This is a genomic window from Serratia sp. JSRIV004, from assembly GCF_019968705.1.
Classification (GTDB): Bacteria; Pseudomonadota; Gammaproteobacteria; order Enterobacterales; family Enterobacteriaceae; genus Chania; species Chania fonticola_B.
The window spans coordinates 3,795,783-3,810,781 of record NZ_CP074140.1 but is presented as its reverse complement, the minus strand read 5'-3'; the positions used below and the strand labels follow the sequence as shown (position 1 = coordinate 3,810,781).

The 14,999-nt window shown below is 55.7% G+C and carries 10 protein-coding genes and 1 tRNA gene; 8 read left to right on the top strand and 3 right to left on the bottom strand.

Going from position 1 to position 14,999, the window contains the following annotated elements; all coding sequences use genetic code 11:
- Positions 1-5: 5 nt before the first annotated feature.
- The 5 genes from KGP21_RS18330 to KGP21_RS18310 are packed head-to-tail and all read left to right on the top strand — an operon-like array spanning position 6 to position 5,617.
- The gene (locus KGP21_RS18330) at positions 6-950 is read left to right on the top strand and encodes an ABC transporter permease (protein WP_209528934.1); all 945 of its coding nucleotides are present in this window, start codon (positions 6-8) and stop codon (positions 948-950) included.
- Positions 947-1,837, top strand: a complete 891-nt coding sequence (locus KGP21_RS18325; protein WP_021805774.1) for an ABC transporter permease — start codon at positions 947-949, stop codon at positions 1,835-1,837. The genes KGP21_RS18330 and KGP21_RS18325 overlap by 4 nt, the downstream gene beginning before the upstream one ends.
- The gene (locus KGP21_RS18320; protein WP_223535944.1) at positions 1,834-3,477 is read left to right on the top strand and encodes an ABC transporter ATP-binding protein; all 1,644 of its coding nucleotides are present in this window, start codon (positions 1,834-1,836) and stop codon (positions 3,475-3,477) included. Before KGP21_RS18325 ends, KGP21_RS18320 begins: the two co-directional genes overlap by 4 nt.
- Complete coding sequence (locus tag KGP21_RS18315; protein ID WP_223535942.1) at positions 3,474-4,520, top strand: putative FMN-dependent luciferase-like monooxygenase; 1,047 nt, start codon at positions 3,474-3,476, stop codon at positions 4,518-4,520. Before KGP21_RS18320 ends, KGP21_RS18315 begins: the two co-directional genes overlap by 4 nt.
- On the top strand, positions 4,517-5,617 hold the full coding sequence (locus tag KGP21_RS18310) for an alkylhydroperoxidase domain protein (RefSeq protein ID WP_223535939.1): 1,101 nt from the start codon (positions 4,517-4,519) through the stop codon (positions 5,615-5,617). The genes KGP21_RS18315 and KGP21_RS18310 overlap by 4 nt, the downstream gene beginning before the upstream one ends.
- Before the next feature lie 61 nt (positions 5,618-5,678).
- On the opposite strand, the gene KGP21_RS18305 is transcribed toward KGP21_RS18310, so the two are convergent.
- A tRNA-Asn gene (locus KGP21_RS18305) sits at positions 5,679-5,754 on the bottom strand.
- Between the two features lie 1,031 nt (positions 5,755-6,785).
- Between KGP21_RS18305 and KGP21_RS18300 the strand changes: the two genes are divergently transcribed.
- The 3 genes from KGP21_RS18300 to nac all read left to right on the top strand — a co-directional run bounded on the left by KGP21_RS18300 (position 6,786) and on the right by nac (position 12,761).
- The gene (locus KGP21_RS18300) at positions 6,786-7,226 is read left to right on the top strand and encodes a hypothetical protein (protein ID WP_021805770.1); all 441 of its coding nucleotides are present in this window, start codon (positions 6,786-6,788) and stop codon (positions 7,224-7,226) included.
- On the top strand, positions 7,223-11,593 hold the full coding sequence (locus KGP21_RS18295; RefSeq protein ID WP_223535936.1) for an FKBP-type peptidyl-prolyl cis-trans isomerase N-terminal domain-containing protein: 4,371 nt from the start codon (positions 7,223-7,225) through the stop codon (positions 11,591-11,593). The genes KGP21_RS18300 and KGP21_RS18295 overlap by 4 nt, the downstream gene beginning before the upstream one ends.
- A gap of 244 nt (positions 11,594-11,837) precedes the next feature.
- Positions 11,838-12,761: a nitrogen assimilation transcriptional regulator NAC gene (gene nac / locus KGP21_RS18290; protein ID WP_166732908.1), complete on the top strand. Its 924-nt coding sequence runs from the start codon at positions 11,838-11,840 to the stop codon at positions 12,759-12,761.
- Between the two features lie 30 nt (positions 12,762-12,791).
- On the opposite strand, the gene KGP21_RS18285 is transcribed toward nac, so the two are convergent.
- Both KGP21_RS18285 and pagP read right to left on the bottom strand, forming a co-directional pair.
- Entirely contained in the window at positions 12,792-14,249 is a 1,458-nt protein-coding gene (locus KGP21_RS18285; RefSeq protein WP_021805767.1) for an AMP nucleosidase, read from the bottom strand.
- Between the two features lie 126 nt (positions 14,250-14,375).
- Positions 14,376-14,945, bottom strand: coding sequence for a lipid IV(A) palmitoyltransferase PagP (gene pagP, locus KGP21_RS18280; protein WP_021805766.1), 570 nt, complete (start codon positions 14,943-14,945; stop codon positions 14,376-14,378).
- Positions 14,946-14,999: the final 54 nt, after the last annotated feature.

Below are 14,999 nucleotides of genomic sequence, written 5' to 3'. Positions count from 1 at the left end.
TAAAGATGCTGAAATACCTGAGTGGCCGAACCGGACAGGCGTTGCTGGTGCTATGGGCGGCATTTACCCTGTCGTTTATCTTGCTGCAGGTGCTGCCCGGCGACGCGATCCTGATTAAATTCCAGAACCCGGATATGGGGCTTAGCCCGGATCAGATCGCCGACATGCGCGCCGCCTACGGTGCCGATGTGCCCCTGTGGCAGCAATATCTGCATACGTTGGGGAATTTCCTGCGCGGTGATTTGGGCTATTCGATCCAGAACGGCGTGCCGGTCAGTGCTTTGCTGGCTGCCAACCTGCCCGCCACCCTGCAATTAGCGGTGCTGGGCTTCACCCTGGCCTTGCTGTTGGCGCTGGCCATTGCCTTTGTCTCCAATCTGATCGGTTTTGGCTGGCTGAAATCGGCGCTGCAATCGCTGCCTGCGCTGTTTGTATCGGTTCCCACCTTCTGGCTTGGCATCGTGTTGATCCAGATCTTTTCATTCCGGCTGAAACTGGTGCCGATCATCAATCCAGGGGAGTGGGTTGGGCTGGTGTTACCGATCGCGACCTTGGCAATCCCAATCTCTGCCCCGTTGGCGCAGATCCTGATCCGCAGCATCGATAGCGTGCAAACCCAGCCGTTTGTGGCGGTGGCGCGAGCCAAAGGGGCTAGTCGTAGCGGAGTGCTGTGGCGGCATGTGGCGCGTAACGCGATGCTGCCAGTGCTGACCATTGCGGGCATTCTGTTTGGCGAACTGATCGCCGGGGCGTTGATCACAGAAACCGTATTTGGCCGCAGTGGCCTGGGGCAACTGACGCAGCAGGCGGTCGTGAACCAGGACGTGGCGGTGCTACAGGCGGTAGTAATGATCTCTGCCGCCGCCTTTGTCTTCCTCAATCTGCTGGTCGATCTGCTGTTCCCGCTGCTCGATCCCAGATTGAAATCCTATGCAGGAGCGACCCGATGAGCAGTATTCCGTTGGAAAAATCCGTGATGCCGGAACGCGATCTGTCCGGCGGGGAAACCGAAGGTAGTTTACCCACCGCCAGGCGCGCTCAGCGGCGTTATCCGCTCAGCCTGGGGCTGGCCTGGGCCGTGCTGGCGATCGCTGTGCTTTGGGCGATCGCCCCAGAGATCTTTACTGCGTACAGCGGCACGGAAGGAATTGCCGGAGCACAGCGTCTGGCACCGGGTGGTGAACATTGGCTGGGCACAGACCCACTGGGCCGCGATCTCTACGCCCGGATCGTGTATGGCGCATCGCACACTTTATCTGCAGCGTTGGTTGCCGTGGCGTTGGGGCTGGTTGTGGGGACGTTGCTGGGCGTAGTCGCCGGGGCTTTGGGCGGCATCGCCGATGATGTTGTGATGCGCTTGGTTGATGTTTTGCTGTCGATCCCTGGGCTGCTGCTTTCTTTGAGCGTAATTATCCTGCTGGGTTTTGGCACGGTGAATGCGGCGCTGGCGGTGGGGATCTCGTCGGTGGCCAACTTTGCGCGTCTGGCTCGTGCGGAGGTGCTGCGGGTGCGGCACAGCGACTACGTTGAGGCGGCTTACGGTAGCGGCGGACACTTTTGGGCGGTGCTATGGCGTCATATTCTGCCTAATTCACTGACCTCGGTGATTGCATTCTCTGCCCTACAGTTTGGCAATGCCATTCTGGCGATCGCCACCCTGAGCTTCCTGGGGTACGGCACGCCACCGCCCACGCCGGAGTGGGGCTTGCTGATCGCCGAAGGGCGTAACTACATCTCAACGGCCTGGTGGCTGACGACCTTCCCCGGCCTGATGGTGGTTGCCGTGGTGCTGGCGGCCAACCGAATCAGCCATGCATTAGGGAGCGCGCGCCGATGACCCCGCAGACAACCGTTTCACCCGCGCCACTGCTGGAACTGGATAACGTTTCTATCGCCTATCAGCAGGGCAACAGTAATCAGCGGGTGGTGCACAACGTTTCTTTTACCATTCAGCCAGGGGAGGTCGTTGCCCTGGTGGGGGAATCGGGATCGGGTAAAACCACCACGGCCCAGGCGATAATCGGCCTGCTGGCGGAAAATGGCCGCCTGGAGCAGGGGGCGATCCGCCTCAATGGTACCGATATTGCCCACTGCTCTACCCGTCAGTTGGATGCGGTACGTGGTGCGCAGATCAGCCTGATCCCGCAAGATCCCGCCAGTTCGCTGAACCCGGTTAAAACCATCGGTGAGCAGGTTGCCGAGATCATCAATATTCACCAGCGTCTGCCACGCAAGCTGGTACAGCTTCGGGTAGTGGAGTTACTCACCCGTGTGGGGCTGACTCATCCTGAATTGCGCGCGCGCCAATATCCGCATGAGCTTTCCGGCGGCATGAAACAGCGGGTGCTGATTGCCATCGCCATTGCGTTACGGCCCGCGTTGATTATTGCCGATGAACCGACCAGCGCGCTGGACGTCACGGTGCAAAAACGCATCCTCGATCTGATCGACGAACTGCGTCAGGAGTTTGGCACGGCGGTGCTGTTTGTCACCCATGATTTGGGCGTGGCGGCGGAACGGGCCGATAGGCTACTGGTGTTTCGTCAGGGCAGAGTGCAAGAGCAGGGGCAAACGGCGGCGGTGTTGCAGGCACCGGCGCATGAGTATACCCGCCGCTTGTTTGCCGATGTGCCTTCGCTGGCTTCCGTTGCTCCGCCAATTATCGTCCGTAAGGCGGAACCGGCGATCGTCGTCAACGAGCTGGTGAAGGATTTCCGTTTTGCTGGCAGAGGCGGGCAGGCGTTCCGGGCGTTGGATCGGGTGTCGTTCAGCGTGCAGCGCGGCACTACTCATGCGTTGGTCGGCGAGTCTGGCTCCGGTAAAACCACTTTGGCCCGCTGCCTGCTGGGTTTTCAGCGGCCGGATGCGGGGCAAATCATCATCGACGGCGTCGATTTTACCCGGCTGAAGGGCGAGGCGTTGCGCCAGTTTCGGCGACGTATTCAACTGGTCTATCAAAACCCCTTTGCTTCGCTCGATCCGGCGCAAACCCTGTATCAGGCGATTGAAGAGCCGTTGCTCAACTTTGAGCCTGTCGCCAAAGCAGAGCGTTACCGGCGGGTGCGGGAATTGTTCGAACGAGTCGCTCTGCCTGCTGAACTTCTGACGCGCAAACCGCGTGAGCTTTCAGGGGGCCAACGCCAACGGGTTGCCATCGCTCGTGCTCTGATATTGCAACCTCGGGTGCTGGTATTGGATGAAGCTACCTCGGCGTTGGACGTCACCGTGCAGGCGCAAATCCTGCGCTTATTAGAGCAGCTACAGCAAGAGTTGGGGCTGACCTACCTGTTTATCTCGCACGATCTGGCTACGGTGCGGCAAATCTCGCACAGCGTCTCGGTGCTGTGCCGTGGGCAACAGGTAGATGCAGGCACTACCGCCGAGGTATTTGCCCGGCCCGGCAGTGACTATACCCGCCAATTGATTGCGGCCATTCCTGGCCGTGCGATGTACCAAACTTTGAAGGATGCCTCATGAGCGCTAAACGTCTCGGCTTTTTTACCCGCCTGCTGGATAACGGCAGTGCTCAGGAACGTTACCGGCTGGCCACCGAGCAGATTGTCCATGCCGAACGCGCCGGGTTCGATACCGCCTGGGTAGCGCAGCACCATTTTCATCAGGATGAGGGCGGCTTGCCTTCACCCCTGGTTTTTTTGGCTCAGGCCGCGGTGCATACCCGGCATATTCGTTTGGGGACTGGAGTGATCACCTTGCCGATGGAGTCTGCCGTTCGCGTGGCGGAAGATACGGCGGTGTTGGATCTGCTCTCTGGTGGCCGGCTGGAAGTGGGGCTTGCGGCAGGGGGAACCCCGTCTTCGTTTAGCGCTTTTGGTATTGATGCCGAGCGGCGTAATGCGGCGTTTAACGATAATTTACGCATTCTGCTGGACGCCTGGAGTGGTGAGGCGCTCGGCAACTCCGCCAACCGTCTTTATCCGGCCGCTCCCCAACTGAAAAAACGCGTCTGGCAAGCCACCTTCTCGGTTGACGGTGGGATCCGTGCTGGTAAGGCTGGAGATGGGCTGATGTTGTCACGCACTCAACCCAGGCCGTCAGATGCACCGGATACGCCACTCGATGAGCTGCAAAATCCGATTATTGATGCCTATCTCGCCGCGCTGCCGCCTGGTGTAGAGCCCCGCATCATGGGATCGCGCACCGCTTTTGTGACTGAAGATCAGAACCGTGCGCGGGATTTTGCTGCACAGGGGCTTAGCCGTGGATTGGAGCGCTTACGCGCCTGTGGGCATCAGGTACAGGATGAGTCGCTCGACGGTCTGATCCGCGCTTTTGACGTGCATCTCGGTACGCCAGAGCAGGTGATCGCCTCGTTGCAACGCGATAGCGCGCTGGCCCGTGTCACCGATCTGGCGTTTCAGGTGCACTCTATCGATCCGCCACACGCCTATATTTTGCGCTCCATTGAGCTGATAGCTCGCGACGTTGCACCGGCATTAGGCTGGCAGCGGCGCAATCCTGCCACGTTGGCTTATTCACATCACGCAGAGGAAAACGTATGACCGAAACCCAGGATCATCTGACCAGACTGGCTGAAATCACCCCAGACTCTCCTTTGGCACAGGCCAGAGCAACACGCCAGGCGGCAACCGACGGGATTGAGGCCAGCTATCAGAGGCTGTTCGCGCCACAGGATGTGGGCGGTTTTGGGATTGCGGAACGCCTGCTGTTGGCTCAACGTATCAGTGAATGGCACGGCGATCGGCAATTGGCGGGGCATTATGCTCAACTGCAGCAGACTCCGCCCGCAGACGGCCCACGTTTGCAGGCCGCATTGGATCACGCAGAACGCCTGGCCTTCAAACCTGCCGGGGCAGAAGCCAAACACTTACAGGCTCTGCAACAGGCGGGGTGGTCATTGGATGACATCGTCACGCTTTCACAGCTGATCGCCTTTGTCAGTTTCCAGAGCCGTCTGCTGTACGGCTACCGCTTGCTGGCAGGATTGCCGGTAGCGACCAGTGGCCGTGCTCCCGTTCGAGCTTCCGCCTGGCGAACCGCGAGTCATACAGCCAGTGATCGACATGCACCGCCTGCGTTCACCAGCCAGGAGTTGGGATGGGAGCCCTGGATTGCGGCTAAACCCTTGGAGGCGTTTGACGAACCGGGAAAAGCCTTGTTGACCAAGTTCGGTCACGCGGATTCTGACTATTTCCGTTTGTTGGCGCGCGATCATGCGGTGCTGGAACAGCGAACCATCACCGATAGGGCCATTTTCTACACCGTGGGTGGCCTGGCCCGCCAGGATAGGGAGTTGGCTGCGGCGGTGGCCAGCAAGGTGAATGGCTGTATTTACTGTGCCTCGGTGCATGCGCGTAAAGCGGTGCAGTTATCCAAAAGGGCTGAAGAGGTGCAGCGCCTGCTGGATGTCGCGCCTGGAGGGATCTTGAGCGAGGGGCAGGGTGAGGATTGGCGTACGCAAATAGACTTTGCCGCAGCGCTTTCGGCCACGCCACCGCAGGCCAATGCGGCTCAGCTGGTTGCGTTACGCGAACAAGGGCTAGGCGAACTGGAGTTGTTGGACCTGGTGCAGGCGACGGCCTTCTTTGCTTGGGCCAACCGGTTGATGCTGACACTCGGCGAACCTTATGACGATTGAGTCACCCAGTGGTTAAACAGCAAAAAGCCCGCTTAGTTGCCTAAGCGGGCTTTTCTAAATATGGCTCCTCTGACTGGACTCGAACCAGTGACATACGGATTAACAGTCCGCCGTTCTACCGACTGAACTACAGAGGAATCGTGTGAACGGGGCGAATAATAGCGGTGCCGATGGGGCTTGTAAAGCATGAAAATGCACAAATGTTCCGTTTGTCGAGGTTATGAGCAAATTGGCTTGTTTTCCAGCAGGTTAAACTTTATCACTGACAGACAGGCCGCTATCATTGCAGGGCGGGCACACTTTGTAAGTTAATCCCGAGTTTTTCGGGGTGCTGATATTTTAAAGGCTAAACCCAAGAAAATTCCTAATTATAGAGTGAGGGATTGAGCTTGTTCGCTAAGATATTTCCTGTAATTTTCATGGATTATTCCTAGTGATCGATGGAAAAATAAGTTTAAGGATTATCATCAAGTCCTGTATTTTTAATACAACAATCAGAGTGCCTCGGATAAATCTTTAGATTGCGCTGTCGCTATGGAAAAACATCCGGGCACGTGTGGAGTAAATCGCCAAAAAATGCGTTTTTAATAATATATATATCTATTTTTAATCGTGGGGGATAGTCATTTTCATTAGGAAAAACGGGGGTTGCGATGATAGCGGCGGAAATTGTCAGATTTCCATGCATTTCATTGTTTTTAATCTATTTTGTTGTATTTTTTGGCGCTTTTTTTACCAAGAGATCAGAATGGATGCTGCTGTATGCGGGAGTGTGTCTTTGTCCTTACTTGGCGACAAGCGCCGTTTTTGCCACGCAACTCGGCGTTCAGGCCCGCTTGCAGAGTTGCTGGATATAAAAAATACCAGTATTATTTTGCACTTCATAAACGTCGTGGGCAGGTTAAATCGCTGGCAAGTTGCAGGCGCCTTATTGCGCTATGCAGGTCACCGATGAAACCCGGTTAAGTATTCGTTAAGTTAATAGACCATGGCGAACGTTGCAAGAGTAGGGGCAATGAGCGGCCATAGTATAGTTCCAGTGAATGTTTGCTACTGAAGAGCCACCCCTATATCATTGCTGAAAAATGCTCGTATTATTTATCCAGGATATAGCCGATCTGGTCTGAGTTGACCTGTCGGTAACGGAATTTTTTGAAAGGAATTTTCGATGATAAGCACCCAAAAGAACCTCTGTTTAGGCGTAATACTGTGCAGTGGTTTGTTGCTGGCAGGATGCCAGAAAACCGCACAGACCCGTTGGCAAGAAACCCCACCAGCGACCACCGTACAAGCTCCCCCTCAACAGATCAGCGTGTCCCCACCGCCAGAACCGGCTGCCGCAGAAACCAAAACCAGCAAAATTGGCCTTTGCCAAAGCGAGTTGGCGTCACTCAAGCAGGTCAATCCGAAGGCTTACGCGGCCAAGCAGGCCAACTTTAACCGTCTGGTGAACAATGCCTCGGTTTATGGCGCGGTACGCGGCGATGTCAATGCGACAACCAAAGATACCCTTGATGCGTTGTACAAATACAAGACCAATCAGCTATGTGCCGAGATCGAACGTGACGTCCTGCAAGGCTTGATCCAGAGAGGGGAAAGCGTGAAATGAAACGCAGGATATATTGCGGTGCCTTGTTGACGTTGGCGTTGCCGCTAGGAGTAGTAAGGGCTGAGGAGGCGGTTACTCCCGATGCCCATGCGTTGAATTCACTGGACGCGATCACACGCCAGGTGGATGAGGCTCCGGCGCTCCTGTTTCTGACGCCTTCACAACTGGATACAGCAGAACCTGCAAGACCCAAAAGTAGTAAACCTGCCAGCAGCAAACCTAACGAACTGGCAAAGTCGGCGGATGAGAGGGGCAGTGAGCGTATTCGCGAAATGAAGACGCTGCAGGCAACCATCAATCAGCTGAAAGCCAAAGTCACCAGCCAGGAAGCGGCTCTCGAGCAGTTGCGTAAAACGCAATCTCAGTCAGCGGGCTCTTCTGCAGAGTTGGCGCGTCTGCAACAGGCCATTGAGCAAAGCCAGCGGGAAAATGCGCGGCTGCAGCAGCAGCTTGCCGCACAGGCCAAGGAAAGCGAGCGGCAGATGCAGCAAATGAAGCTGCAACAGCAGGAACAACGTAACAGTGCGCAATTGCAGCAACAGTTGGCAGCGCAAACCAAAGATAACGAACAAAAAGCGCAACAGATCAAACAACTGCAGCAAACGTTACAGCAAAACCAGCAGGCCATAGCCCAATTGCAGGATCAGCTGTCAGCGCGTAGCAAAGAGAATGAACAGAAGTCCCAGCAGGCAATGGCGAAGCTGCAGGAGCAACTGGCTGCGCAAACCAAAGACAGCCAGCAGAAAGCCGAGCAGGTGAAACAGCTGCAACAGGCTGGTGCCAAGTTGCAAGAGCAGCTAACGGCGTATGCTAAAACTAACGATGAAAAAGCCCAGCAGGCCAAGCAGCTGCAACAAAATCAGCAGGAGGTGGCGAAACTGCAAGCACAGTTGGCTGCCCAGGCCAAAGACAGTGAACAAAAAGCCTTGCAGGTAACACAGCTGCGAGAACAACTGGCGGCGCGCAGCAAAGAGAATGAGCAGAAGACCCAGCAAGCAATGGCGAAGCTGCAAGATCAACTGGCCGCACAGACCAAAGACAGCGAGCAGAAAGCCGAACAGGTGAAGCAGCTGCAACAGGCGAGCGTCAAGCTGCAAGAGCAGCTAACGGCGTATGCTAAAACTAACGATGAAAAAGCCCAGCAGGCCAAGCAGCTGCAGCAAAACCAGCAGGCGTTGGCGAAGCTCCAAGAGCAGTTAGCCACCCAGACCAAAGACAGTGAATACAAAGCCCAACTGGTCAAACAGCTGCAAGAACAGCTGACGACACGCAGCAAAGAGAATGAGCAGAAGACCCAACAGGCGATGGCGAAGCTGCAAGAACAGTTGGCTGCTCAAACCAAAGACAGTGAGCAGAAAGCCGAACAAATTAAGCAGTTGCAGCAGGCCAGCGCCAAGCTGCAAGAGCAACAGATCGCGGCTCAAACCAAAACTACCGATGAAAAAGCGCAGTTGGCTGCACAACTGCAGCAAAACCAGCAGGCGTTGGTGAAGCTGCAGGAACAGTTGGCTGCCCAGACCAAAGAGCGTGAGCAAAAGGCGCTGCAGGTAACACAACTGCAAGATCAACTGGCGGCGCGCAGCAAAGAGAATGAGCAGAAGACGCAGCAGGCGATGGCAAAGCTGCAAGAACAGTTGGCTGCTCAAACCAAAGACAGCGAGCAGAAAGCCGAACAGGTGAAGCAGCTGCAACAGGCGAGCGCCAAGCTGCAGGAGCAGTTGACGGCACAAGCCAAAGTCAACGATGAAAAAGCCCAACTGGCTGCACAACTGCAGCAAAACCAGCAGGCGTTGGCGAAGCTGCAGGAACAGTTGGCTGCCCAGACCAAAGAGCGTGAGCAAAAGGCCCTGCAGGTAACACAGTTGCAAGATCAGTTGGCGGCGCGCAGCAAAGAGAATGAGCAGAAGACCCAGCAAGCGATAGCGAAGCTGCAAGATCAACTGGCCGCACAGACCAAAGACAGCGAGCAGAAAGCCGAACAGGTGAAGCAGCTGCAACAGGCTAGTGCCAAGTTGCAGGAGCAACTGACCGCGCAAACCCAAGGCCTTGATGAAAAAAACCAGCAGTTGAAACAACTGCAGCAAAACCAACAGTCGTTGGCAAAACTGCAAGAACAGCTGGCCGCTCAGACCAAAGACAGCGAGCAGAAAGCTGAGCAGGTGAAGCAGTTGCAACAGGCGAGCGCCAAGTTGCAGGAGCAGTTGACCGCGCAAACCAAAGATAATGAGCAGAAAGCGCAGCAAGTGATGCAGCTGCAACAAAATAAGCAAACCGTCGCAGAGTTGCAGGCACAGCTAGCCATCCAGACCAAAGACAGCGAGCAAAAAGCCGAGCAGGTGAAACAGTTGCAACAGACCAGTAGCAAGCTGCAAGAGCAACTAGCTGCACAAACCAAAGCCAATGATGAGAAAGCGCAACAGCTGAAACAGCTGCAGCAAAACCAGCAAGAGCTGGCCAAGCTGCAGGCTCAGTTAGCTACTCAAGCCAAGGACAGCGAGCAGAAAGTGCAGCAGGTCAAACAGCTGCAGGAACAGTTGGCGGCTTCCAGTAAGGATAATGAGCAGAAAGCCCAGCAGGTGAAGCAACTCCAGCAAGGCCAGCAAGAGTTGGCCAAGTTGCAGACTCAACTGGCTGCCCAGGCCAAGGATAGCGAACAAAAAGCGCTACAGGCCAAGCAGTTGCAGGAGCAATTGGCGCTTAATAACAAAGATTTCGTGCAACAAGCTCAGCAAATGAAGAAATTGCAGCAAGAGCTGCTGACGATGGCGAAACTGCAAGATCAACTGACCGTGCAGACCAAAGACAGTGAACAGAAGGCGCAGCAGATAAAGCAGCTGCAAGAACAGTTGACGGTGTATGGCAAAGACAACGATCAGAAGGCTCAGCAGGTTAAACAACTCCAGCAAAGCCAGCAGGAATTGGCGAAGTTGCAGGAGCAGTTAGCCGCTCAGACCAAGGACAGTGAGCAGAAAGCGCAGCAGATTGCCCAGTTGCAGCAGGCCAGTCAGCAGTCGAACACCAAGCTGCAAGAGCAGTTGGCCGCACAAACTAAAGACAGCGAGCAGAAAGCGCAGCAGATCGCTCAGTTGCAGCAGGCGAGTCAGCAGGAGAGCGTTAAGCTGCAGGAGCAGTTAGCTGCTCAGACTAAAGACAGCGAGCAGAAAGCGCAGCAGATCGCCCAGTTGCAGAAGGCGAGTCAGCAGGAGAGTGCGAAGCTGCAGGAACAGTTGGCCGCTCAGACTAAAGACAGCGAGCAGAAAGCGCAGCAGATCGCCCAGTTGCAGAAGGCGAGTCAGCAGGAGAGTGCGAAGCTGCAGGAACAGTTGGCCGCTCAGACTAAAGACAGCGAGCAGAAAGCGCAGCAGATCGCCCAGTTGCAGAAGGCGAGTCAGCAGGAGAGTGTCAAGCTGCAAGAGCAATTAGCCTCTCAGGCTAAAGACATCGAGCAGAAAGCGCAGCAAATCGCCCAGTTGCAGCAGGCGAGTCAGCAGGAGAGCGCCAAGTTGCGGGAGCAGTTAGCGGCTCAGACCAAAGACAGCGAGCAGAAAGCGAAGCAGATCGCCGAGTTGCAGCTGGCGAGTCAGCAGGAGAGTGCCAAGCTGCAAGAGCAGTTGGCGGCACAAACCAAAGACAATGAGCAGAAGGTGCAGGAACTTGCCCAGCTACAGCAGAAGCTGACTGCAGCCGAGAAAAAGCAAACGGCTGGCACGTCCGTGGTCACGGAGCCGAAAACGCAGGTGGAAAAACGCGATTATGCGATCGGTACCGCGTTGGGTAATGACATCCTGGATTTGCTCAACAGCAAAAAGACCCAGGGTGTAGACGTGAACCGCCAACTGGCGCTGGCAGGTGTCACTGATGTCATCAATGGCCAGACCAAACTGGCCAAAGAACAGATTGCCAAAGCCTTGTATGAAAGCGAGTTGGAGCTGAACAATCAGCATAAAAAGATCAAACAGCAGAACGAAAAACAAGGCAGCAGCTACATCGATAAGTTCAAGAAGCAGCCACGCGTCGTACAGTCTAAGCAAGGCTTCTATTACCGCATCGATTATGTTGGCGATAGCGTGATTGGTGAGGGTGATACCGTTGCCGTGGTGGTTAAAGAGAGCTTGACCGACGGTAAAGTGATCAAGGATATGGATCTGGCTGGCACTTCAATTTCGCAGCCGCTGAGCGCGTATCCACCGCTGTTCCGCGAAGCGCTAGGTAAGTTGAAGAACCACGGTAACATGACGCTGGTGGTGCCACCTGAACTGGCCTATGGCGAGAAAGGCATGGCACCGGATATCCCACCGGGCGCGACCATGGTCTATAACGTACGCATCCTGGATGTGATACCAGCCTCCGAGCAAAAAGCTCCGTAACCCTATAACTAACCCGCCAGATGATTGGCGGGTTTTTTTTAGCTGAACCACGCTGGGGACTGGCAATGCCCCAGTGTGGTGCAGAACCCGGCTTTACCTTTTCACCCAATCCCGCCATATCGTTACCTTTCATTATTTTTTAATCACTTAGGCTGATAATGCACTGCTTGTTCTGCCTGGCCCGTTTTTTGCTGTAGTTGCAGTCGTTGATATTGAATGCAGTTAACCGCAGCTAGGAGCCACGATGAATTTCAGACGCCTGAAGTATTTCGTAAAGATCGTCGATATCGGCAGCCTGACTCAGGCGGCAGAGGTGTTGCATATTGCGCAGCCTGCGCTGAGCCAGCAAGTTGCCACTCTGGAAGGGGAACTGAAACAGCAATTGCTGATCCGTACCAAGCGCGGAGTGATGCCCACGGAGGCCGGCAATATTCTTTATGCGCATGCGCAAACCATCCTTCAGCAGTGCGAGCAGGCCCAGCAAGCTGTGATCGGCAGTGGGGAAACGCTGGTTGGGCAGGTGGCGGTCGGCCTGGTGCAAGGTAGTGCGGCCTCGCAGTTGGCGCTGCCGCTGTTGCAAGCGGTACGCGATCGGCATCCTGGGATTTTGCTGAGCCTGAATGAGAATATCGGCAACGCGTTGAGCCAGCAGGTGGCGACGCAGGCTCTGGATATGGCGGTGATGTACGGGCAGATCATGCCACCGAACCTGAACGTTACGGCGTTGGCTAAAGAGGATTTGTATCTGGTCGCGGCAAGAAGTATCCCTCATCCGGGCAACAGCATCGATTTATCGGCGGTGAGCAGGTTTAATCTGTTCTTGCCGCGTGAGGGGGATGTGGTGCGCGACCTGGTCGATGAGGCTCTGGCGCTGCGCCAACTCACGCCGAATGTGATTGGTGAGATCGAATCACACAGCATGCTTTGCGCCGCTATCGCTAGCGGAATGGGGGCGACGATCCTGCCAGAATCGATTGCCAGGGCGACGATCGGCCCGGCCAAGGCCTGGATGATCCGCCTCAATGCTCCGGCGCTTTCGGTACCGCTGGCGTTAGTGGTTTGCGGCCAAAAGCCGCTCACTGCGGTGGCGGGAGCGGTGAGGGAGATCCTGCTGGAAATTACCGCCAGCCATCATCAGCCGACGCGAATGCTGGCTTTGGCGCTGTAGGGGCGCCGCGTGCGGCGCCCAGCCTTTGGGTTAGCGGAACGGCGGCTCGTTGAAGGTGCGCAGTTTGCGTGAATGCAGATGTTCACCTTCAGCCCGCAACAGGTCGATGGCACAAATCCCGATCTGCAAGTGCTCCGAAATCGCACCCTCGTAGAAACGGTTGGCTTGGCCCGGCAGTTTAATCTCGCCATGCAGCGGTTTATCAGACACGCACAGCAGAGTGCCATAAGGCACCCGGAAGCGATAACCCTGCGCCGCGATGGTGGCGCTTTCCATATCGACGGCGACGGCGCGGCTGAGGTTAAAGCGCAGTGCGGAAGCCGAATAGCGCAGCTCCCAGTTACGATCGTCGGTGGTGACCACCGTCCCGGTACGTAACCGCTGTTTTACCGCTTCCCCAGGCATACCGCTTACCGTTTTGGTGGCGTCATACAGCGCACGCTGAACTTCCGCGATGCTTGGAATTGGGATATCCGGTGGCAGCACCGAGTCTAATACATGATCGTCACGCAGGTAGGCGTGGGCCAACACGTAGTCGCCAATTGACTGGCTTTCCCGCAGGCCGCCGCAGTGGCCAATCATCAGCCAGGCATGGGGACGCAGCACGGCCAGGTGATCGCAGATGGTTTTGGCATTGGAAGGGCCGACACCAATATTGACCAGCGTGATCCCCTGGCCATCGTTGGCGATCAGGTGATAGGCGGGCATTTGGTGGTTCTTCCAGGCTAGATCGGACACCGTCTGCTCTGGATTTGGCGTTTCTGGCGTAACAAAGTGGCCACCGGCGCAAGAAAGCGCGATATAGGGGCTGGCCGGATCGGCGATCTGGCTACACGCCCAGCGGATAAACTCATCGACATAGCGCGTGTAGTTGGTAAACAACACAAAGTGCTGAAAATGTTCCACCGGCGTGCCGGTGTAGTGCCGCAGACGGGCCAGTGAGAAATCGGTCCGCAGCGCGTCAAAATGGGAGAGTGGAAAATGGTTGGCAAAAGGGGACAGGCCGTCTGCATTTTCATCGCCAATCTGCGCCAGCTCGGTAGTGGGGAAATGCTTGGTAAGCCCGGCACTCATGGTTCTGTCCAAGGCCAGATCGGAGCCGTCGATCACATAAGGGAAGGGGATCTCCTGTTGAGAAGGAACCACTTCGATCACGGCGGCATATTCACTGGTCAGCATTGCCAACTGTTCGGCAAGATAAGGGCGGAACAGCTGCGGCCGGGTGATGGTGGTGGTGTAGCTGCCAGGCCGGGTAAAACGGCCATAGGCCCGAGTTCTTGGATGGTCGGGATGTTCACCATCCCAGCGTACTCGCAGCTCCGGGTAGGAAAACAGCCCCGAGGCACGGGCCTGCGATTCTGGCAGGGTGCCATCCGCGATAAATTGTTTGATGGCAGCGCGCAAGGCGTTGACCGATGCGTCATACAGTACTTCGAGTTGGTCGAGGGCTTGCAGGGCAGTCAGCGACTTTTTTTCAGGGGTATTCATTGTTTTTCCTCGGTTCTTGCGATACCTCAGCATAGCGTAAAGCGTTGGCCGAATGAATCTATCTGCTGCTGCACTTGCGTGGAGTAGGGGCGCATCATGTGCGCCCGCTCATATGATGACTCCGAACTAAAAACTAAAGCGTAACCAGGCAAACAGCACGTTGCCGTTGTTGTAGGTACCGGGGATATAGGTGAACTGAACGGTTGCCTGCTTGTAGCCAGCGGAAAACAGCGGCAGCACGATCGGCAATGGAATGTAGTTGCCGAAATCTTCACGTGCGGTGATCCCCGCCGTCACACCAAACCCAAGGCGGAAATCTTGATTCTGATCCAGATACCAGCCCTTTTCCCAGCCATAGCCGACAATCGGCTGCCACTCATTGTGGGAGTCTTTAAACATCATCGCGTACAGGGCACTCCAGTCACCTTCTTCGTTATAGCGCGATATCCCAAAGCCGCCGCCCCACGGCATCTCATTGTAATGATCCGTCTCGTCGTACATAAAACGGGCGTGCCAACTGATAAACGGCAGATAAAGATCGTGGTATTGCGGGTCCTCCCAGGTTTGTGCGACACCGCTGGTTAAAGAGTTCCACCAGCCCGAGACCCGCCCGGTGCTGGGTTCCGGTTCTGCTGCATGAGTTGGCGTGGTTAGCAATAACAGCCCTGTCCAGACCACTGCAAGAAACATCCGCATAGCGTGCTCCTGTGATGGGTAATGACCCATATTATTCTGTTTACGACGCAATTT